At 69.9% G+C, this 19,611-nt stretch carries 16 protein-coding genes, 1 tRNA gene and 1 pseudogene; 8 read left to right on the plus strand and 10 right to left on the minus strand.

Annotation, left to right across the window (positions count from 1 at the left end; translation table 11 throughout):
* The first annotated feature begins 281 nt into the window (after nucleotides 1–281).
* From RLT59_RS25525 to RLT59_RS25545, 5 genes are all read left to right on the plus strand, one after another.
* The gene (locus RLT59_RS25525) at nucleotides 282–1,607 is read left to right on the plus strand and encodes an ABC transporter substrate-binding protein (RefSeq protein WP_311305555.1); all 1,326 of its coding nucleotides are present in this window, start codon (nucleotides 282–284) and stop codon (nucleotides 1,605–1,607) included.
* A 189-nt stretch (nucleotides 1,608–1,796) separates the two neighbouring features.
* Nucleotides 1,797–2,795: a carbohydrate ABC transporter permease gene (locus tag RLT59_RS25530; RefSeq protein ID WP_311305556.1), complete on the plus strand. Its 999-nt coding sequence runs from the start codon at nucleotides 1,797–1,799 to the stop codon at nucleotides 2,793–2,795.
* 15 nt (nucleotides 2,796–2,810) lie between these two features.
* Nucleotides 2,811–3,731 carry a carbohydrate ABC transporter permease gene (locus RLT59_RS25535; RefSeq protein WP_311305557.1) on the plus strand — a complete coding sequence of 307 codons (921 nt, stop codon included), beginning with the start codon at nucleotides 2,811–2,813 and terminating at the stop codon, nucleotides 3,729–3,731.
* Between the two features lie 161 nt (nucleotides 3,732–3,892).
* Nucleotides 3,893–5,353, plus strand: a complete 1,461-nt coding sequence (locus RLT59_RS25540; protein ID WP_311305558.1) for a GH1 family beta-glucosidase — start codon at nucleotides 3,893–3,895, stop codon at nucleotides 5,351–5,353.
* Between the two features lie 305 nt (nucleotides 5,354–5,658).
* A complete protein-coding gene (locus RLT59_RS25545; RefSeq protein ID WP_311305559.1) occupies nucleotides 5,659–6,690 on the plus strand; it encodes a LacI family DNA-binding transcriptional regulator in 1,032 nt (343 codons plus the stop codon).
* Nucleotides 6,691–6,742: 52 nt separating this feature from the next.
* On the opposite strand, the pseudogene RLT59_RS25550 reads toward RLT59_RS25545, so the two are convergent.
* Nucleotides 6,743–7,649, minus strand: a pseudogene (locus RLT59_RS25550) (NADP-dependent oxidoreductase).
* Nucleotides 7,650–7,836: 187 nt separating this feature from the next.
* Between RLT59_RS25550 and RLT59_RS25555 the strand changes: the two are divergent.
* Entirely contained in the window at nucleotides 7,837–8,193 is a 357-nt protein-coding gene (locus tag RLT59_RS25555; RefSeq protein ID WP_311305560.1) for a MerR family transcriptional regulator, read from the plus strand.
* 61 nt (nucleotides 8,194–8,254) lie between these two features.
* On the opposite strand, the gene RLT59_RS25560 is transcribed toward RLT59_RS25555, so the two are convergent.
* The 3 genes from RLT59_RS25560 to RLT59_RS25570 all read right to left on the minus strand — a co-directional run bounded on the left by RLT59_RS25560 (nucleotide 8,255) and on the right by RLT59_RS25570 (nucleotide 10,304).
* Nucleotides 8,255–8,327: transfer RNA gene (locus RLT59_RS25560), tRNA-His, on the minus strand.
* Nucleotides 8,328–8,455: 128 nt separating this feature from the next.
* The gene (orn, locus tag RLT59_RS25565; protein ID WP_073738392.1) at nucleotides 8,456–9,058 is read right to left on the minus strand and encodes an oligoribonuclease; all 603 of its coding nucleotides are present in this window, start codon (nucleotides 9,056–9,058) and stop codon (nucleotides 8,456–8,458) included.
* A gap of 10 nt (nucleotides 9,059–9,068) precedes the next feature.
* Entirely contained in the window at nucleotides 9,069–10,304 is a 1,236-nt protein-coding gene (locus tag RLT59_RS25570) for a helix-turn-helix domain-containing protein (protein ID WP_311305561.1), read from the minus strand.
* 1,077 nt (nucleotides 10,305–11,381) lie between these two features.
* Between RLT59_RS25570 and RLT59_RS25575 the strand changes: the two genes are divergently transcribed.
* Nucleotides 11,382–11,903 (plus strand): universal stress protein, encoded by a 522-nt coding sequence (locus RLT59_RS25575; protein WP_311305562.1) that lies wholly within the window; start codon nucleotides 11,382–11,384, stop codon nucleotides 11,901–11,903.
* 282 nt (nucleotides 11,904–12,185) lie between these two features.
* On the opposite strand, the gene glmS is transcribed toward RLT59_RS25575, so the two are convergent.
* Entirely contained in the window at nucleotides 12,186–14,015 is a 1,830-nt protein-coding gene (gene glmS, locus RLT59_RS25580) for a glutamine--fructose-6-phosphate transaminase (isomerizing) (protein WP_311305563.1), read from the minus strand.
* Nucleotides 14,016–14,106: 91 nt separating this feature from the next.
* A complete protein-coding gene (locus tag RLT59_RS25585; protein ID WP_311305564.1) occupies nucleotides 14,107–14,382 on the minus strand; it encodes a hypothetical protein in 276 nt (91 codons plus the stop codon).
* A 347-nt stretch (nucleotides 14,383–14,729) separates the two neighbouring features.
* Here RLT59_RS25585 and RLT59_RS25590 point away from each other — a divergent pair, with 347 nt between their 5' ends.
* Nucleotides 14,730–16,388, plus strand: coding sequence for a beta-N-acetylhexosaminidase (locus RLT59_RS25590; RefSeq protein WP_311305565.1), 1,659 nt, complete (start codon nucleotides 14,730–14,732; stop codon nucleotides 16,386–16,388).
* A 100-nt stretch (nucleotides 16,389–16,488) separates the two neighbouring features.
* Here the strand turns inward: RLT59_RS25590 and RLT59_RS25595 are convergent, their stop codons facing one another.
* From RLT59_RS25595 to RLT59_RS25610, 4 genes are all read right to left on the minus strand, one after another.
* Entirely contained in the window at nucleotides 16,489–17,484 is a 996-nt protein-coding gene (locus RLT59_RS25595) for an ABC transporter substrate-binding protein (protein ID WP_311307854.1), read from the minus strand.
* A gap of 204 nt (nucleotides 17,485–17,688) precedes the next feature.
* Complete coding sequence (locus RLT59_RS25600) at nucleotides 17,689–18,330, minus strand: GNAT family N-acetyltransferase (RefSeq protein WP_311305566.1); 642 nt, start codon at nucleotides 18,328–18,330, stop codon at nucleotides 17,689–17,691.
* Between the two features lie 82 nt (nucleotides 18,331–18,412).
* On the minus strand, nucleotides 18,413–19,081 hold the full coding sequence (locus RLT59_RS25605) for a YdcF family protein (RefSeq protein ID WP_311305567.1): 669 nt from the start codon (nucleotides 19,079–19,081) through the stop codon (nucleotides 18,413–18,415).
* Between the two features lie 37 nt (nucleotides 19,082–19,118).
* Entirely contained in the window at nucleotides 19,119–19,535 is a 417-nt protein-coding gene (locus RLT59_RS25610; RefSeq protein WP_311305568.1) for an NUDIX hydrolase, read from the minus strand.
* Nucleotides 19,536–19,611: the final 76 nt, after the last annotated feature.

Below are 19,611 nucleotides of genomic sequence, written 5' to 3' on the forward strand. Positions count from 1 at the left end.
GCTTTGGCAAGCCCTCGGCCGGACACGGTCTCGTGACTTGCAGGACACGCTCGCGCAACGGAAGCGTCTTCAACTCTTGACACCCACCCCTCCCAGGCAGGAACCTTCCGACATCGACGCATGGGAGCGCTCCCACATCGCAAGGGGATTTCTCAAGAGGTTTCTCGCGCGAACGGCACTGCCCGTGTCCTCCCCCCTGAACCACCTGGCACCCGCACCCACCGGCGCGGAACGCCTCGCAGTCAGAACGCCAGTCCCACCCTGGAACAAGGAGTAGTGGAATGCGTATCACCCGCACCGTCGCCGGCCGAAGCCGCAGAGCCGCGGTTCTGGTCACCACGGGCCTGACAGCCTCGGCCCTGCTGCTGACCGGCTGCAGCAGCGACTCGGACTCATCGGACACGAGTTCCGATGCGAACGGGAAGATCACGCTGACCGTCGCCGACTACGGGCAGTTCGGCTACAAGGAAGCCGGCCTCTTCGCCAAGTACCACGAGCTGCACCCGAACATCACGGTGAAGGAAGACACCACCGCCGAAGAGAAGAACTACTACCCCAAGCTGCTCCAGCAGCTCACGTCCGGCAGTGGGCTGGCCGACGTCCAGGGCGTCGAGGTAGGCCGGATCAAGGAGGTCGTCGACACCAAGGCGGACCAGTTCGCCGATCTCAGCAAGGTGATCGACGTCAACGACTGGGTCTCCTGGAAGGAGAAGCAGGCCACCACCAAGGACGGCAAGGTGATCGGCGCGGGCACCGACATCGGCCCGATGTCCCTCTGCTACAACACCGAGCTCTTCAAGAAGGCCGGCCTGCCGACCGACCGCAAGGCGGTCGCCGCCAAGTTCGCCGGCGGCTGGGAGGACTACCTCAAGCTCGGTGAGGAGTACCAGAAGAACGCCCCGGCGGGCACCTTCTTCATGGACTCCGCGAGCGCGATGTTCAACGCCGTGGTCAGCTCGAACCCGAAGCAGTACTACGACGAGTCCGGCAAGCCGATCTACAAGGACAGCCCCGGCGTCAAGCAGGGCTGGAACCTCGCGGCGGAGGCCGCCGACAAGAAGCTGACCCAGGGTCTCGCCCAGTTCGGCGACCCGTGGAAGGCCGCTCTGCGCAAGAGCACCATGGCCACCGTGGTCTGCCCCGCCTGGATGGCCGCGCAGATCTCGGACGCCGCCGGTGAGGGCAACAAGGGCAAGTGGGACATCACCACCGCCCCCGGTGAGACCGCGTCCAACTGGGGCGGCTCCTTCCTCGGCGTCCCGACCGCGGGCAAGCACATCAAGGAGGCCGGTGAGCTCGTCAAGTGGCTGACCGCCCCCGAGCAGCAGGCCGCCGTCTTCAAGGCGACCGGTCTCTTCCCGTCCAACAAGGGCGCGTACGAACTGGCCGACGTGAAGACCGGCAAGCTCCCGTACTTCAACGACGCGCCGATCGGCGAGATCTACGCCGACGAGGCCAAGTCCATCCCCGAGACCGTTCTCGGCCCGAAGGACGCGGACATAAAGGACGCCATCTCCACCCAGATCAACAACATGGAGCAGCGCGGAACCAGCCCCGACAAGGCCTGGGACACGGCGGTCGACAAGATCGACAAGGTGATCGGCTGACGGTCGTGGCGGCGGGCGGCCCCAGGGCCGCCCGCGCCTGCGTGTCCCCATCCCGCGCCGGGGCGGCCCGTCTCCCGGTGGGCTCCCGCGGGGCGGCCGGGTACCTCCCCGGCCGCCCCGCGGAAGCCCACCGCGGACGCCGCCGCCCGTACCCGGGTAACCAAGCAATCCAGGGAAGGACTCCCGCCCGTGGCCACCTCGACTCCCACCCGGGACGCATACGCACCGCCGCCCCGCGGCTCCCAGCACAAACCGGTGAACGCCCGCCGGCAGATGTGGCGGAGCCGGCTCTGGCGCTTCGACGACAAGGCGTCGCCGTACGCCTACATAGCCCCGTTCTTCCTCGTCTTCGGCGCCTTCGGGCTCTATCCGCTGATCTACACCGGCTGGATCGCCCTGCACCGGGTGGAGATGACCGGCCTGGACCAGATGGAGTGGGTCGGCTGGGCGAACTTCGACAAGATCCTGCACGACGCGGAGTTCTGGACGGCCGTCACCAACACCTTCCTGATCGGTGTCATGTCGACGGTCCCGCAGCTGCTCGTCGCGCTCGGCCTGGCCCATCTGCTGAACTACAAACTGCGCGCCAGCACCTTCTGGCGGACGATCATCCTCACCCCGTACGCCACCTCCGTGGCCTCCGCCGCCCTTGTCTTCGCCCTGGTCTTCCGGGCCGACGGCGGACTGCTGAACTGGGTGCTGCACTTCGTCGGCCTCGGTCACACGAACTGGGCCAACGGCGAATGGACGTCGAAGATCGCCATCTCGGTCATCGTGATCTGGCGCTGGACCGGCTACAACACCCTGATCTACCTGGCGGCGATGCAGGCCGTCCCGTCCGACCTGTACGAGGCCGCCTCGCTGGACGGCGCCTCGCGCTGGCAGCAGTTCCGCAAGGTGACCATCCCCTCGCTGCGGCCCACGATCCTGTTCACGATCGTCATCTCGACCATCGGTGCCATGCAGCTGTTCGGTGAGCCCCTGCTGCTGGAGGGCGGCGCCATCGGCGCGACCGGCGGAAACGAGAATCAGTACGAGACCCTCAGCGTCTACCTCTACAACTACGGCTGGCACCTCGGGCATCTCGGTCCGGCCGCCGCGGTCGCCTGGGCGATGCTCGCCCTCCTGCTGATCATCGCCGGGATCAACTGGCTGTTCGGCCGCTTCGTACGCAAATCCGCGGTCTGACCGGGAGCGATATCCATGACCATCACCAGCCCCACCCATGTCCCGGGGACCGCTCTCCCGGCACCTGCCGTGCACCGCGCGCCGAAGCGCGCGAGCCGTTTCCGGCCCGGCGCGGGCAAGCAGCTGAACGGCGGCCCGTTCGCCTACATCGCGCTGGCCGTCGTCGGCATCGGATCGCTGCTGCCGCTGTACTGGACCCTGGTGGCCGCGTCCCACACCCAGGACGAAGTACTGGCCTCCACACCGCCGTTCCTGCCGGGTGGCCGGCTGATGCACAACCTCGACGCCGCCTGGACCCAGGCCCATCTGGGCAAGGCGATCGTCAACAGCGTCATCGTCTCCGGCTGCATCACGCTGGCGACGCTCTTCTTCTGCACCCTGGCCGGCTACGCCTTCGCCAAGATGCGGTTCCGGGGTCGCGGCGCCCTGATGACCGGCGTCATCCTGACCCTGACGATCCCGCCGCAGCTCAGCGTCGTCCCGCTGTTCATGATGATGGCCGACCTCGGCTGGGGCGGAAATCTGGAGTCGGTGATCTTCCCGACCCTGGTCAGCGCGTTCGGCGTGTTCTTCATGCGGCAGTACCTGCTCGAGGCGCTCCCGTACGAGCTGATCGAGGCCGCCAAGATCGACGGCGCGAACAACTTCCGTATCGTGCTGAGCATCGTGCTGCCGGTGGCCCGTCCGGCGATGATGGTGCTCGGCATGCTCACCTTCGTCCAGGCGTGGAACGACTTCTTCTGGCCCTACCTCGCGCTGAACCAGCAGAACCCCACGCTCCAGGTGGCCCTCGGCCAGCTGAGCGCCTCCTACACCCCCGACCAGAGCATCGTGATGGCCGGCGCGCTGATCAGCACGCTGCCACTGCTCGTGGTGTTCGTGGTCTTCGGCAAGCGGATCGTCGGCGGGATCATGTCCGGCGCCGTCAAGGGCTGACCCCTCCCGCAGACGACCACTCCCGGAAGTCCCGTACGGCCCGTCCCCGACCGGGGGCCGTACCGGAAACCCCGTACGGCCCTGCCTGACCGAGGGCCGTACGGGTTCCGGAGCACCACCCCTTCCCGCCCCTGTCCGTCCACTCCTGGGAGCGCTCCCGCATGACTGCCGTACGACCCGACATCGCCCCGAAGCAGGCGCCCGAGGCAACGAGATTTCCGACAGGCTTCGTCTGGGGGGCGGCCACCGCCGCCTACCAGGTCGAGGGCGCCGCGGCCGAGGACGGCCGCACCCCCTCCATCTGGGACACCTTCAGCCGTACGCCGGGCAAGGTCCGCAACGGCGACACCGGAGACATCGCCGCCGACCACTACCACCTGTACCGCGACGACGTGGCGCTGATGAAGCGGCTCGGACTGAAGGCATACCGTTTCTCCATCTCCTGGTCCCGGGTGCAGCCCACCGGGCGCGGCCCGGCCGTCGAGCGCGGACTCGACTTCTACCGCAAGCTCGTCGACGAGCTGCTCGAAGCCGGCATCACCCCGGTCGCCACCCTCTACCACTGGGACCTGCCCCAGGAGCTGGAGGACGCCGGCGGCTGGCCGCAGCGGGTGACCGCGGACCGGTTCGCGGACTACGCCGCGATCATGGCGGGCGCCCTCGGTGACCGCGTCGGCACGTGGACCACCTTCAACGAGCCGTGGTGCTCGGCCTTCCTGGGATACGGCTCCGGCGTGCACGCGCCGGGCCGCACCGAGCCCGCCTCCGCCCTGCGGGCGGCCCATCACCTCAACCTCGCCCATGGCCGGGCGATCGAGGTTCTGCGCGGTCAACTCCCCGCTGCCGTGCAGACCTCGGTCACCCTCAACCTCCACCAGGTCCGCCCGCTCACCGCGAGCGCGGCCGACGCCGACGCCGCCCGCCGGATCGACGCGGTGGGCAACCGGATCTTCACCGGTCCGATGCTGCGCGGCGAGTACCCGGAGGACCTGATCGCGGACACCAGGCACCTGGTGGACTGGTCGCGGCTGGTCCAGGACGGCGACCTGGCCGCCATCTCCCGCCCGGTCGACGTGCTCGGCGTCAACTACTACACCCCGACGCTGGTCTCCACGCCCCCGGAGGGCTCCGGCGACACGCGCAACGACGGGCACGGCGCCAGCGACCACTCCCCGTGGCCCGGCTCCGAGCACGTCTCCTTCCACCTGGCCGAGGGGAAGGAGCGCACCGCGATGAACTGGTCGATCGACCCCAACGGGCTCTACAGCCTCCTCATGGACGTCACCCGCGACCACCCGGGCCTGCCCCTGATGGTCACCGAGAACGGCGCCGCCTTCGACGACTACGTCTCGCCCGAGGGCCGGGTGGAGGACCCCGAGCGGATCGCGTACCTGCACGGCCACCTCGACGCCGTGCAGCGCGCGGTGGCCGACGGCGCCGATGTCCGGGGCTACTTCCTGTGGTCGCTGATGGACAACTTCGAGTGGGCGTACGGCTATTCGAAGCGCTTCGGCGCGGTGTACGTCGACTACGCCTCCCAGCGCCGCATCCCCAAGGCGAGCGCCCACTGGTACGCCGACGTGATCCGCCGCCACGGCCTGCCGCCGACCGGCCCCGCCTGAGGCCCTGACGGTCAACCTCCCTTGCCTCCACCGGGGTTGACCGCCACCGCCTGAGTAGCCACCACCCCTGAGACCCGGCCCGGTGCCGGGTCTCAGCCGTGTCCGGAGGTCAGCCGGGGTGCGGCCGCACTCCGCCCCGCACCCCCGCCCCGCACGAGCGCTTGACCGCGCGCGTAGTGTGGGAGCGCTCCCATGATGAGGGCGGGGGGACGGCCGACCGGTCCCGTCGAGTGTCAAGAGAGCCAACACCAGGACTTGGTTTGGTTATCCGACTGTGAGAAATTGACCGCGAACGGGAGGCAGCCATGACGGCAGCGCGAGTACGGAGCGGGGGCCGGCCCACGCTGGAGGAAGTCGCGGCACGGGCGGGCGTGGGCCGCGGCACGGCCTCCCGCGTCATCAACGGCTCACCGAGGGTCAGCGCGCACACCAGGGAAGCGGTGGAGGCGGCCGTCGCGGAGCTCGGCTACGTACCCAACCGCGCCGCCCGCGCCCTGGCCGGCAACCGCACGGACGCCATCGCGCTCGTGGTCCCGGAGTCGGAGAGCCGCTTCTTCGCGGAGCCCTACTTCTCCGACATCGTCCGGGGGGTCGGCGCGGCCCTGGCCGACACCGAGATGCAGCTGCTGCTCACCCTGGTCGGCAGCGACCGCGAACGCCGCAGGCTGGCCCAGTACCTCACCGCCCACCGGGTGGACGGCGTGCTGCTGGTCTCGGTGCACGCGGACGACCCGCTGCCCGACCTGCTGGAGCAGCTGGGCATGCCCGCCGTGATGAACGGCCGCAGGTCCGCAGCGGAGCCGCTGCCCTCGGTCGACTCCGACAACTTCGAGGGCGCCAGAGGGGCCGTCGAGCACCTCGCCTCCCGGGGCCGCCGCTCCATCGCCACCATCACAGGCCGGCTCGACGTCTACGCCTCCCAGCGACGCCTGGACGGCTACCGCAAGGCCGTGGCCGACGCGGGCCTGGAACCCGATGAGCGGCTGATCGCCCCCGCCGACTTCTCGGAGGAGGGCGGCGTCCGCGCCATGCGCGAGCTGCTCGACCGCCGCCCCGACGTGGACGCGGTCTTCGCCGCGTCCGACCTGATGGCCGCGGGCGCCCGCCAGGTGCTCCGCGAGGCCGGCCGGCGCATCCCGGACGACGTGGCCCTCATCGGCTTCGACGACTCGGCCGTGGCCCGCCACATGGACCCGGCCCTCACCAGCGTGCAGCAGCCGATCGAGGAGATGGGCCGCACGATGACCCGGGTGCTCCTCGACCTGATCGCGGGCGAGAGCGACGAGCGGCCGCAGATCGTGCTCCCGACGGAACTGGTCGTGCGCGACTCGTCGTGAGGACGGGCGCGGTGCCGGGCGCCCGGCCCGTTCGGATACAGATCACGATCCTTCAGACGCTGATCACGATCTTCCCCCGGGTGCGTCCGCGTTCGGCGTGCGCGTGGGCGGCGGCGATCCGCTCCAGGGGGTAGGTCTGCTCGATACGGGGTGTGTAGCGGCCCTGGCGCCCCAGTTCCGCCGCCGCGGACAGGAGGGCGGAATCGTTCTCCGCGTTGACCACATGCGTGCCCAGGCGCTGCCCGCCCGCGTGGTCCGCGACCGTCGCGACGCGCTTCGGGTCACCTGTGATCGCGACGAGGTCGTCCAGGGACCCGGAGGCCGCGGTGTCGAGCGCGATGTCGACACCGTGCGGAGCGAGGGTGGTGAGGCGCTGTGCGAGGCCGGGGCCGTAGGTGGTGGGAACGGCGCCGAGCGCGGTGAGGAACTCGTGGTTGCGTTCGCTGGCTGTACCGATCACGGTGGCACCTTGCGCCACCGCGATCTCGACCGCCGCGCTGCCCACGCCTCCGGCGGCGCCCTCGACGAGAAGGGTGCGCCCCGCGAGGGGGCCGAGCGCGTTCAGTCCGCCCATCGCGGTCACCGACGCGAGACCGGCACCTGCGGCCTGCTCGTCGCTCCACGCGTCGGGGGCATGGGCCCAGGCCGAGAGGACGAGCAGCTCTGCGGTCGCCCCGGTGACACCGCCCAGTCCGAAGACGCGGTCGCCGACGCTCACCCCCCCGCACCCCGTCGCCGATCTCGTCGACCACACCGGCGCCGTCGCGCCCGGGGATGGCGGGCAGCTCCAGGGGGAACACCTGGTGCAGGGCGCCGGAGCGCAGCTTCCAGTCGATGGGATTGACCCCGGCCGCCGCGACGCGGACACGGATCTCGCCGGGTCCGGCGTGGGGGTCGGGGGCCTGCTCGATCACCAGGCTCTCCGCATCGCCGTATTCGTGGAACCGGGCTGCGCGCATCATGATCTGCCTTACTTCGACGGGCCGGAACGACGGGTTCGTCCGGCGCCCGTCACTCTAGAACCTGACGTCGACGTGAGGTGCAAGCCACAACTGCCGCGACTTTCGGGACTGCCCCGGAGCGGGTATTGCTAGCCTGAACCTGACGTCAATGTGAGGTACGAGCGGAAAGGGAGCGGCCTGCGTCATGCGCATCGGACAGCTCGCCAGGCGGTCAGGGGTCAGTGTGCGGGCCCTGCGCTACTACGAGGAGCAGCGGCTCCTGGAATCGGCGCGGACGCCCGGTGGGCAGCGCGACTATCCCGACGAGGCCCTGGAGCGGGTCCAGCTCATCCAGGACCTCTTCGCGGCCGGCCTCTCCAGCCGTACCGTCGTCGAACTCCTGCCGTGCGTGAGCACCGGCGTCGCGACCCCCGCCATGCTCGACCAGCTCATCGTCGAACGCGACCGCATCGCCGCACGCATCGAGGACCTGACCCGGGCCAAGGCCAAACTAGGCGGCGCGATCGAGAACGTGACCGCGGCGAGCGTGACGCGGGACTGATCGACTCGCGGACATGAAGAAGGCCTGACCCGTTTCCACGGGTCAGGCCTTCTTCGTTCAGGGTGAGTAACGGGACTCGAACCCGCGACATCCTGGACCACAACCAGGTGCTCTACCGTCTGAGCTATACCCACCACGTCCGGTCGTCTTTCCGACCGGCCGAGAAAAAGTGTACAGGGTCTTTGAGGGTGCTCGCGCCCTCATTGTTCCGCCGCTGGTCGCGGCCCCCGGAAGGGCCGTGACCAGCAGTTTTCCCTTGAACCTAGGCCGAGGGCGACGACAGCCGCGCCGCGATCGACTTCGCGCGCTCGGAGTCCGGTCCCGGCTGCGGGACGAAGACCGCCTCGCGGTAGTAGCGCAGCTCCGTGATGGAGTCGCGGATGTCCGCCAGCGCCCGGTGGTTGCCGTTCTTCTCCGGGCTGTTGAAGTACGCCCTCGGGAACCAGCGGCGGGCCAGTTCCTTGACCGAGGAGACGTCGACGATCCGGTAGTGGAGGTAGCCCTCCAGCGACGGCATGTCGCGCAGCAGGAAGCCCCGGTCGGTGCCGACCGTGTTTCCGCAGAGCGGGGCCTTGCCGGGCTCCTTCACGTGCTCGCGCACATAGGACAGGACCCGCTCCTCCGCGTCGGCCAGGGTGGTGCCCCCGGCCAGCTCGTCGAGGAGGCCCGAGGCGGTGTGCATCTGCCGCACCACCTCGGGCATGGTCTCCAGGGCCGCGTCCGGCGGGCGGATCACGATGTCCACCCCGTCGCCGAGCACGTTCAACTCCGAGTCGGTGACCAGTGCGGCCACCTCGATGAGTGCGTCTTCCGTCAACGAGAGCCCGGTCATCTCGCAGTCGATCCACACCATGCGGTCGTTCATGCGCCCTACCCTACGGGGCACTCCGCTGCCCCGGCAGGGCCGGGCGCCCTGTCGCGTACGGGTCGGAGCCCGGCCGCCCCTGCTCGCCGCGGCCCTGGTCCAGCGCTGCCGGGACAGCGGCGGACTGGCCCGCGGGAGCGGGAGCTGCCACCGTGCGACGGCTCCCGGGACCCGCCTGGGCGGGCACCACCTGCTCGGTGACCTGGCCGACCGGCTCGGGACCTCCGCCCTGCGGACGACGGGCCCGGTAGGCGGCCCGGTACGCGGCGGGGGAGGAGCCCAGCTGACGCCGGAAGTGCCCGCGCAGCGCGACCGGTGAGCGGAAGCCGCAGCGGCCCGCGACCTCGTCGACCGAGTAGTCGGACGTCTCCAGCAGCCGCTGCGCCTGCAGCACCCGCTGGGTGATCAGCCACTGCAGCGGTGCGCTGCCGGTGAGCGAGCGGAACCTCCGGTCGAAGGTCCGTCGGCTCATGTAGGCGCGCGCGGCGAGCGTCTCCACGTCGAACTGCTCGTGCAGATGCTCCAGGGCCCAGGCCACGACCTCTGCGAGCGGGTCGGAGCCGATCTCTTCGGGTAAAGACCTGTCCAGGTAGCGCTCCTGGCCGCCACTGCGCCGCGGTGGCACGACGAGCCGGCGGGCGAGTGCCCCGGCGGCCTCCGTGCCGTGGTCCGAGCGGACTATGTGCAGGCAGAGATCGATGCCCGCCGCTGTGCCCGCGGAGGTGAGCACGTCGCCGTCGTCGACGAACAGTTCGCGCGGATCGACGTGCACCGACGGATAGCGCTTGGCCAGCGTCGGCGCGTACATCCAGTGCGTGGTCGCCGGGCGGCCGTCGAGCAGTCCGGCCGCGGCGAGGACGAAGGCCCCCGTGCACAGCCCGACGATTCTGGCCCCTTCCTCATGGGCGCGGCGCAGCGCGTCCAGTGCCTCCACGGGCGGTGGCGAGGTGATCGAGCGCCAGGCGGGCACCACGACGGTGCCGGCCCTGCTGATCGCCTCCAGCCCGTAGGGCGCGGTGAGTTCGAGTCCCCCTGTGGTGCGCAGCGGTCCCTCTTCGCCGCTGCACACGAGAAGCCGGTAGCGCGGAACTCCCGCGTCCTGGCGGTCGATACCGAACACGGAGAGCGGGATGGAGCTCTCGAAGATGGGGCCGCCGCTGAACAGCAGTACGGCCACGACCTCCCGGCGCCGGCGCCCGCTCAGCTTCCGTACAGCCTCCGTTGCGGTGGCGGAGTCCTGGCTCATGACGCTAAGCCCCCCTCGGTGTTCGCGTCTTCCTGGTCCTTACGGGCCTGTCGCACCTGCACTTGTCCCCTCGGTCGTGCACGAGTCCCCAGCCTTCGACACCCAAGATCGAATCTACTGCGTCCCGTGGTGCCGTCGTGACAAGTTCACCAACCGGCTTTATGTCGACAAGGCAACCTGGCGGGAAGCATTCGATCACGAAGCGTTTCACTCGTGAGTCGTGCAGGGAAGTGCGCCTGGCGTTCATGGCCCGTCCCCGTTGGGTGGAAGCGTACCGCGCGGTCTCCTTCTGCCTGCTGGCAAGGGGGTTGATCGGCCATTTCGGCAAGGGATTGGCTGAGGAGTGAAGTTGGCTGAAAACATACGGTCGCGTGTGCGGAAATCATTCGTTCAACCGGCGCACGCCCCGTAGGGGCGGCCGCCTCCATGCGCCCCCTCGGCCGGTCCGGAGGGGGTGGGCGGTGCCGTTGGGGGTGCCCGGATGCCGATCCGGGGGGTGTGCGGGCGCGCCGGCTGTGCGGCGGGTTCCGGACGGGCGGGGCCGGACGTCTCCGGACGCGGCATCGCCTCCCGGTCCGCCGGGCGGCGCGGAGGTCGGTACCGAGCGGTCGGACGCCCCGCCGACACCCCGACGGCATTCCGCCGACACCCCGACGAGTCCTCGACGGCATCCCGAGGAGCCCTCGACCGCACCCCGACGCCGGATCGACGGCGACCCGACATCCGGCGTCAGGTGTCAGGCGTCCGGCGTCCAGGCAGGCAGGCAGGCGTCCGTCCGGCGTCCGTCCGGTCCGCCGGTCGCCGATCGTGGCCTCCTGGCTCCCGCGACGTCGGTGTACGGCGCAACCGGCATTGCCATACGGGGCGGTCTCGGGCATGCTCCGTGAAACGTCGCGCGCGCTTTGCGCGGGTCTGGGCCGTGGAGGAGTGGCGCCGTACCCTTGGGGGTAAGGGGTTGGGAAGATGATTCCCGGACACCGCCACACCGCCCACTGACGCAGCTCTCACACAGCTCTGACGCAGCTCCCCAAGTCGCTAGTCGCTCTCCTCACGAGGACTCTCTTCGCCGAGACACCGATGGCCGGTCACGAAATCCCTGAACCCGCGGACCGCAAGCAGGTAGCCGACCCCGAGTCGGGCCCGCAGGCGGTCGAAGAAACACGTCATTCCTGCGATCCCGCGTTCCGGCACGGGGTCGTCGTCGGCTTCGACGGCTCGACCTCCAGCGAACGAGCCCTCGCCTACGCCATCGGCATGGCCCGAAGATCAGGCTCCGGCCTGATCATCGTCCATGTCGCCAACCGGCTGCCGACCACCGTCTGGGCAGGCTGCGAGCCGCCCGTCTTCGTCGATGTGCCCGATCACCGGACCGAGGTCCTCGGCCTGGAGCTCGCCTGCGCGGACTACCTCACCGAGGTCTCGTGGGTGCTCGTCGAGCGCGGCGGGGACATCTGCCACGAGCTGGAGGAGGTCGGCCGCGAGTACTCGGCCGACGCGATCGTGGTGGGCTCGACCCAGGGCATCGTCGGCCGGATCTTCGGCTCCGTGGCGGGTCGGCTGGCGCGGCGCGCACAGCGCCCGGTCGTCGTCATCCCGTAGCGGTCCCGGCTCTCCCGCTCCCTCGCTCGCTCGTTCGAGTGCACCCGTCGGCCGTCCGACCGTCCTCCGGGCTTTCCGGGCGGCCGGTCTCGTTCCGGACGCCCGGCCCGGCTCATGGCGTCAACTCGACTACCAAAACAGGGGGGTGAAACAAACCGCCAAGCCGAAAAAGTGGATTGTGCGGTTGTGAGGGGTGCATAAGAGCCGCTGGGAAAAGGTGCGATTGCATGCGAACGGGGCCGCCCCCGGCCGGGGCGGCCCCTGCCGGGGGCGGCGGCGCGGCTACTCGACGGTGACGGACTTCGCCAGGTTGCGCGGCTTGTCGATGTCCCGGCCCATGGCCAGCGCCGTGTGGTAGGCGAAGAGCTGGAGCGGGATGCCCATCAGGATCGGGTCCAGCTCGTTCTCGTTCTTCGGTACGACGATGGTGTGGTCGGCCTTGTCCTGCGCCTGGTGCGCGATGGCGAGGATGCGGCCGCTGCGGGCCTTGATCTCCTCCATCGCGGCGCGGTTCTTCTCCAGCAGGTCGTCGTCCGGCACGATCGCCACGGTCGGCATCGCGGGCTCGATCAGCGCGAGCGGCCCGTGCTTCAGCTCGGAGGCCGGGTAAGCCTCCGCGTGGATGTACGAGACCTCCTTGAGCTTCAGCGAGGCCTCGCGGGCGACGGGGTAGCCGCGCACCCGGCCGATGAACATCATCGACTTCGCGTCCGCGTACTCCGCGGCCAGCTTCTTGATCTCGTCCTCGGTCTCCAGGATCTCGCTGATCTGGGCGGGCAGCCTGCGCAGGCCCTCGATGATCCGCTTGCCGTCGGCGACCGACAGGTCCCGGATGCGTCCCAGGTGCAGGGCGAGCAGCGCGAACGCGACGACGGTGTTGGTGAAGCACTTCGTCGAGACGACACACACCTCGGGACCGGCGTGCACGTACGTACCGCCGTCCGCCTCCCGGGCGATCGCGGAACCCACCACGTTGACCACCCCGAGCACCCGCGCGCCTTTGCGCTTGAGCTCCTGGACGGCCGCCAGCACGTCGTACGTCTCGCCCGACTGGGAGACCGCGACGTACAGCGTGTCCGGGTCCACCACCGGGTTGCGGTAGCGGAACTCGGAGGCCGGCTCGGCGTCCGCGGGGATGCGGGCGAGCTCCTCGATCAGCTGGGCGCCGATCTGGCCCGCGTGGTACGAGGTGCCGCAGCCGAGGATCTTGATCCGGCGGACCCCGCGCGCCTCACGGGCGTCCAGGTTGAGACCGCCCAGGTGCACGGTGGCGAACCGGTCGTCGATCCGGCCGCGCAGCACCCGGTCGACGGCCTCTGCCTGCTCCGAGATCTCCTTGTGCATGTACGTGTCGTGGCCGCCCATGTCGTACGACTCGGCCTCCCACTCCACGGTGGTCGGCGTGGCCGTCGTGGTCGAGCCCTCCGTCGTGTACGTACGGAAGTCGTCGGCCTTGAGGGTGGCCATCTCGCCGTCGTCGAGGGTGACGACCTGGCGGGTGTGGGTGACCAGGGCGGCGACGTCGGAGGCGACGAACATCTCCTTCTCGCCGATGCCGAGGACGACCGGGGAGCCGTTGCGGGCGACGACGATGCGGTCGTTGAAGTCGGCGTGCATCACGGCGATGCCGTACGTGCCCTCGATCGAGCGCAGCGCCTCGCGGACCTTCTCCTCCAGGGTGTCCGCCTCCGAGCGGGCGATCAGGTGGACCAGCACCTCGGTGTCGGTCTCGGAGAGGAAGACGACGCCCTCCGCTTCGAGCCGGGGGCGCAGTTCGGAGGCGTTGTCGATGATCCCGTTGTGGACGACGGCCACCTTGCCGGCGGCGTCCAGGTGCGGGTGGGCGTTCTCGTCGCTCGGGGCGCCGTGGGTGGCCCAGCGGGTGTGGGCGATGCCGGTGGTGCCGGTGAACCGCTTGGGGACCCGGGCCTCCAGCTCGCGGACCCGGCCCTTGGCCTTGACCATCTTCAGCGTGGCGGGCTTCCCGGCCGCCGGCTTGCCGGTGATCACGATGCCCGCGGAGTCGTAACCCCGGTACTCCAGCCGCTGTAGTCCCTCCAGCAGCAGCGGAGCCACGTCACGCTTTCCGATATAACCGACGATTCCGCACATGGCGTCCCTGCCCCTCCGTCAATCCATCGACGTACAAGTAGACGTACACACAAGACGTGCACGTAAGTGGTTGCCCGGCACCGGGCAGGTCTCAGCCGTAGACGATGCGGCGCAGCTGGCGGAGCGACAGCTCCGGCGGTGCGACCGCCCGGTGCGGCAGTTCGGCCGCGATCCGTTCGAAGATCTCCGCGTTGACCAGGCCACCGGACTGCAGTTCGCGGTGGCGGCGGCGGACGAAGTCCTCGGCCGTCTCGTCGAAGTACGCCAGCACGTCGAGGATCACCCGGGAGGCCTCGCCGCGCTGGAGCGCGGTGCTGCGCACCAGGTGGTCAATGAGGTCGTCGTACGACGAGCGGCGTTCAAGCACTCGTCGATACTGCGATGGAAGGGGCTCCAGCGCAACAATTCTGCCCGATATCGGGCAGGGCTTGGGGTGAATGGCTCCGATTCCGTGATCGGTGGAGGTGTCCGGTGCCTCCAGCCGGTCCGCTGTGACACCCGCTCGTCCGTGTGACGGACGGGGCCGCCGGGATGAATTCGGCTATAAGCCGCGGGACGTCGGCCACGTTCCGGCACGGGCAACGCGGGGAAGTGGTCTACACCTTGACCATCCATTGGGTAAGCGGTACGCATGGCGACGGTTCGGTTGGTCAGGAGACCCGCAGATGTGACCCCGCAGAAGCAGATGTGACCCCGTAGAAAGGGACCCGGCTTGTGAGACTGCACACCGCGCGACGCAGTGCTCTTCCCCGTGCTCTACCCCGTCTCCTCGGCTCGCTGCTGCTCATCGGCGCGGCCGGTGTCTCCACCGCGTGCGCGGCGCCCACGGCGTCCGCGGCGGGCAGCGAGGCGGTCCTGGCGCCGAGACCCCTCGGCCAGCTCGTGCCCGTTCCCGCCTCCGTGCGACCGGGCGGCTCCCCGTACTCCCTGAACGACGGCACCCGGATCCGGGTCGGCGGCTCGTCCGGCGAGGCCCGCAGGATCGGCGAGTACCTGGCGGGCGTGCTGCGTCCGTCCACGGGTTACGCTCTGCCGGTCACCACCAAGGACGGCGCCGACGGCATTCGGCTCCGGCTCGGCTCCAGCGACGGCAAGCTGGGCGCGGAGGGGTACACCCTGACCTCCGGGCGGGGCTCCGTCACCATCACCGCCCGGAAGCCGGCAGGGCTCTTCCACGGCGTCCAGACGCTGCGTCAGCTGCTGCCGGCCCGGATCGAGTCGGACAGCCGCCAGAAGGGCCCCTGGAGCGTCGCGGGCGGCAGTGTGACCGACACGCCGCGCTACGGCTACCGGGGCGCGATGCTCGACGTCTCGCGGCACTTCTTCTCGGTCACCGAGGTCAAGCGGTACATCGACCAGCTCGCGCTGTACAAGATCAACACGTTCCATCTGCACCTCTCCGACGACCAGGGCTGGCGGATCGCCATCGACTCCTGGCCGAAGCTGGCCACGTACGGCGGCTCGACGGAGGTCGGCGGCGGGACCGGCGGCTACTACACCAAGGCCCAGTACAAGGAGATCGTGAACTACGCGGCCTCCCGCTACCTGGAGGTGGTGCCGGAGATCGACATGCCGAGCCACACCAACGCGGCTCTCGCCTCGTACGCCGAGCTGAACTGCGACGGTGTCGCGCCGCCGCTCTACACGGGCATCGAGGTCGGCTTCAGCTCGCTGTGCGCGGGCAAGGACGTCACGTACGACTTCATCGACGACGTCATCGGCGAAGTGGCCGCGCTGACCCCCGGCAGGTACCTCCACATCGGCGGTGACGAGGCGCATTCCACCAGCCACGAGGACTACGCCAAGATCATGAACCACGCGCAGGCCACCGTCGGCAAGTACGGCAGGACCGTGATGGGCTGGCACCAGATCACCGGGGCCACGCCGGTCAAGGGCGCGGTCGCCCAGTACTGGGGCTACGACAAGACGTCCGCCGCGGACCGGCAGCAAGTGGTGGACGCCGCGAAGAAGGGCACCAGGCTGGTGCTGTCCCCGGCGGACCGGGTGTACCTGGACATGAAGTACAACGACCAGACCGTACTGGGCCTGAAGTGGGCCGGTCTGGTCGAGGTCCAGCGCTCCTACGACTGGGACCCGGCGACGTATCTCGCCGGTGCTCCGGCGGACGCGGTGCTGGGCGTCGAGGCGCCGATCTGGGCGGAGACCCTGACGGACAGCGACGACATCGACGCGATGGCGTTCCCCCGGCTGCCCGGGGCGGCGGAGCTGGGCTGGTCCCCGGCGGCGACGCACGACTGGGACACGTACAAGCTGCGGCTGGCGGCGCTCGGGCCGCGGTTCACGGCGATGGGGATCGACTACTACCGGTCGCCGCAGGTGCCGTGGCCGGCGGAGTCGGCTTCGGCGGGCTGACACGAGGTGACCGACCGTCCGGCGGTGGAGGTGCTGTCCTCCACCGCCGGACGGGCGAAACCCGCACCCCCGTTGTCGACCGGAGTGCCCGATTCCGGGGTCAGGCGGCCTTCTTGGTGACCTTCTTCGCGTCCTCGATGGCCTTCGCGAGGTCTTCGAGGATCGGCGCGCACTTGTCGTAGCTGTAGATCGGCTCGGTGGTGCGCGGGACGACCTGGCCGGCCTTGACGGCGGGCAGCTGGGTCCAGGTGGGCTTGGAGGCCAGGGCGTCGGGCTGCAGGGCCGAGGACCGGTTGTCCATCATGATGATGTCGGCCTCGTACTTGCCGACGTTCTCCCAGCTCAGCTCCTCGAAGAAGCCCGCCTTGTTCACCTTCGGCTCGACGAACTTCACGCCCAGCTCCTGGAAGTACAGGGTGTCCGCGGAGGTCTTGGCGAGCGAGACGTAGAACAGGTCCTGGCTGGCCGAGCCGACCATCACCTTGATGTCCGGCTTGGACTTCACGGCGGCGCGCAGCCGGGCCGCGGCCTTCTCGAAGCGGGCCTTGGCGTCCGTGACCGCCTTCGCCTTGAGGTCGGCGCCGAGCGACGCGGCGAGGTCCTCGTGGCGCTGGATGGCCTTCGGGATGGTGGTCTGGGCGGCCCACAGGGCGACGCTCGGGGCCAGCTTCAGGATCTTGTCCTTGGACTGGTCCGGTACGTACCAGAGGGCGTCCTTCTCCCACATCGCGGTGACCAGCAGCTCCGGGCCGAGCGCCGCGTACTTCTCGACGTTGAACTCGCCCCAGACGTTGCCGAGGATCTCGACCTTGCTGACGTCCAGGTCGCCGGCCTGCACATCGGCCTTGCCGTCCTTGGTCTTCGTCGGGCCGAAGACGGCCTTGACCTCGACGCCGTAGTCGTGGAGCGCGGCGGCGACCCCGGTGAAGGCGACGATGTTCTTCGGGACCGACTTGGCCTCGGCGGTCTTCCCCCGGTCGTCCTTGAAGCTCCACGGCCCGGCGTCGGCGCTCTTGGAGCCGCCGGAGCCGCCTTCCTTCCCGTCGCTGTCGCCACAGGCGGCGAGGACGGCGCCGAGACCTACGGCGCCGCCCATGGCCAGCAGGCCACGGCGGGTGGGGTGGGACGGTCGGGCAGTGCGCATGACAGGTTCCACTTTCGTACGGGCCGGGGACCGGCCTTGAACCGGTCCGGAGGAAGGTTAGCCTAACCTTCTGGGCATTCCGGCCCTGCCCGGGGCTCCGCCCCGGCGGCCCGACCGGCGGCTTCCCCGGCCGCAGCCCCCGCCCCCCCGCCGCTCTCACCCGCCGAACTCCGCACGGCACCCGTCGAGCCCCTCCACCGTGACGTCGACGGCGCGGCGCTCCTCCCACCGCTCGCGCTCCAGCCGCAGCTGTTGCAGCGTCACGGGGGCGCCGCGCAGAGCGGCGGTCTCCAGCCCGTCCGGGAGGTAGCCGAGCCGCCGCGAGACACCGAGCGAGCGCGGGTTGTCCGTCATCGCGGCCGAGACCGCCGTACGGGCCCCGAGACCGGCGAAGGCGAGATGGAGCGCGGCGGCCCGCATCTCGGTGCCGATGCCCCGCCCCTGGTACGCGAGCCCCAGCCAGGACCCGGTGCTCACCTCACCGGTCACCGCGAAGTCCGTCGCCATCACGTCCTGCCGCCCGACCACCCGGCCCTCGTGCAGCACCGCGAGGCTCAACGACCAGTCCCGCTCCGACCAGTTGGCGACGGAGGCCAGCACGTGCTGGAACACCGCCCGGCCGCGCCCTGCGGGTGAGCCGTCGGTCCAGGGAACGGTGAACGGCATGGTGTCCGGGGCGTGCACCCCGTCGGCGGCGACCGAGGCCAGCTCGTCCAGCAGCTCCAGGTCCGGGAGGCGGAGCTCCAGTCGGGGAGTGCGGATGCGGAGCCCGTACAGGGGCCAGTGCTGCGGCTTCATGGACGAACATTGCCGGGGCGGGGCGGTTGGTGTCGAACGGTTTGCGGTGCGAGCGGGAGTCGCCCGGCCGGCCGGTGCGGCTTCAGCGGCGGGCGCCGTCCCCGTCCGCGACGAGCCGGCTCGTGAACCCCGCCAGGCGCAGACGCTCGTAGGCGGCCGCCACCGCATCGGGAACGGGATCGCGGACCATGAAGCCCTGGGCGGGGTAGATCATCAGGCGCTGCAACGCGCCGACCAGCATGTCGATGACCATGCGGTCGTCCTGGATGGAGGCCAGGTACTCCTCGAACGTGGTCGGTTCCGACGCGCTCACGAACTCGACGCCCGGCCACAGCTTGCGTGCCGTGGCGTTGGCGCGCCGTTCCTCGTACGGCTTGCTGATCAGCAGCACGGACGAGAGGTCCACACCGGCCTCTTCGAGCAGGACCCGGGAGAAGCGGATGTTCTCGCCCGTGTTGCGGGCGCGTGGTTCGGTGAGCACGGCGCTGTCGGGGACGCCGAGTTCGAGTGCCCGCTCCCGGTAGTGCACGGCTTCGCCCCGGGGCATGCGCGCACGCGTGGTGCGGCTGCTCGCGCCCGTGAAGACGATGAGGGGCGCCATGCCGCGCCGGTAGAGGCTGACCGCCGCATCGGCCACCCCCAGGTCATGACTCCCGAGACCGATTGCCACCGAGCAGGGGCGGGGATCGTGGTGCATGATGTGGTAGTTCCACAACCGCCGGGCATCCGACCGCGCCTGCGTGGAGATCACTGTGACTCGCCTCCGGTTCGCATCGAGTCCCGGCCGGCTACTTGAGCCGATGTCCGTCGTGCACGCGCACAGGCGGTGCGGTGCTGTCGAGTGCGTCGAGTACGCGCACGGCGTACGCCTCGACCATTCGGCTCCGGACTTCCTCGCGAGTGAACCAGCGAACCTCGGACGTCTCGGCCGAGGTCTGCTCCGCGCCGCCGATCGGCCGGCACAGGAAGACCAGCGCCACGATCGCGCGCTCCATGTTCTTGTACACACCGCTCAGGCGCACGGGGTCGACCTTCACCCCGGTCTCCTCCACCACTTCCCGGCAGACGCCGTCCTCCGGCCGTTCGTCGAGCTCCAGCACGCCACCCGGAGCCTCCCAGGCTCCGTTGTCGGCCCGGCGGATCACCAGTACGCGGCCGTCCTCGCGGACGACGACGCCGGCTACGGAGACCGAGTGAAGCGACATGCGGATACCTTCCTGGGTAGCGTACTTATGCAGAGGAGCATAGGAGGGAAGGAAAAGCATGGCGACCACGGCGCCC

This window comes from Streptomyces sp. ITFR-6 (genome assembly GCF_031844725.1).
Lineage (GTDB): Bacteria > Actinomycetota > Actinomycetes > Streptomycetales > Streptomycetaceae > Streptomyces.

What these genes read in the sequence shown, in the direction of transcription:
- RLT59_RS25525 (WP_311305555.1), top strand. Translation starts at nt 282, where the DNA reads ATGCGTATCACCCGCACCGTCGCCGGCCGAAGCCGCAGAGCCGCGGTT.
- RLT59_RS25535 (WP_311305557.1), top strand. Translation starts at nt 2,811, where the DNA reads ATGACCATCACCAGCCCCACCCATGTCCCGGGGACCGCTCTCCCGGCA.
- RLT59_RS25540 (WP_311305558.1), top strand. Translation starts at nt 3,893, where the DNA reads ATGACTGCCGTACGACCCGACATCGCCCCGAAGCAGGCGCCCGAGGCA.
- RLT59_RS25545 (WP_311305559.1), top strand. Translation starts at nt 5,659, where the DNA reads ATGACGGCAGCGCGAGTACGGAGCGGGGGCCGGCCCACGCTGGAGGAA.
- RLT59_RS25555 (WP_311305560.1), top strand. Translation starts at nt 7,837, where the DNA reads ATGCGCATCGGACAGCTCGCCAGGCGGTCAGGGGTCAGTGTGCGGGCC.
- orn (WP_073738392.1), bottom strand. Translation starts at nt 9,058, where the DNA reads ATGAACGACCGCATGGTGTGGATCGACTGCGAGATGACCGGGCTCTCG.
- RLT59_RS25570 (WP_311305561.1), bottom strand. Translation starts at nt 10,304, where the DNA reads ATGAGCCAGGACTCCGCCACCGCAACGGAGGCTGTACGGAAGCTGAGC.
- RLT59_RS25575 (WP_311305562.1), top strand. Translation starts at nt 11,382, where the DNA reads ATGGCCGGTCACGAAATCCCTGAACCCGCGGACCGCAAGCAGGTAGCC.
- glmS (WP_311305563.1), bottom strand. Translation starts at nt 14,015, where the DNA reads ATGTGCGGAATCGTCGGTTATATCGGAAAGCGTGACGTGGCTCCGCTG.
- RLT59_RS25595 (WP_311307854.1), bottom strand. Translation starts at nt 17,484, where the DNA reads ATGGGCGGCGCCGTAGGTCTCGGCGCCGTCCTCGCCGCCTGTGGCGAC.
- RLT59_RS25600 (WP_311305566.1), bottom strand. Translation starts at nt 18,330, where the DNA reads ATGAAGCCGCAGCACTGGCCCCTGTACGGGCTCCGCATCCGCACTCCC.
- RLT59_RS25610 (WP_311305568.1), bottom strand. Translation starts at nt 19,535, where the DNA reads ATGTCGCTTCACTCGGTCTCCGTAGCCGGCGTCGTCGTCCGCGAGGAC.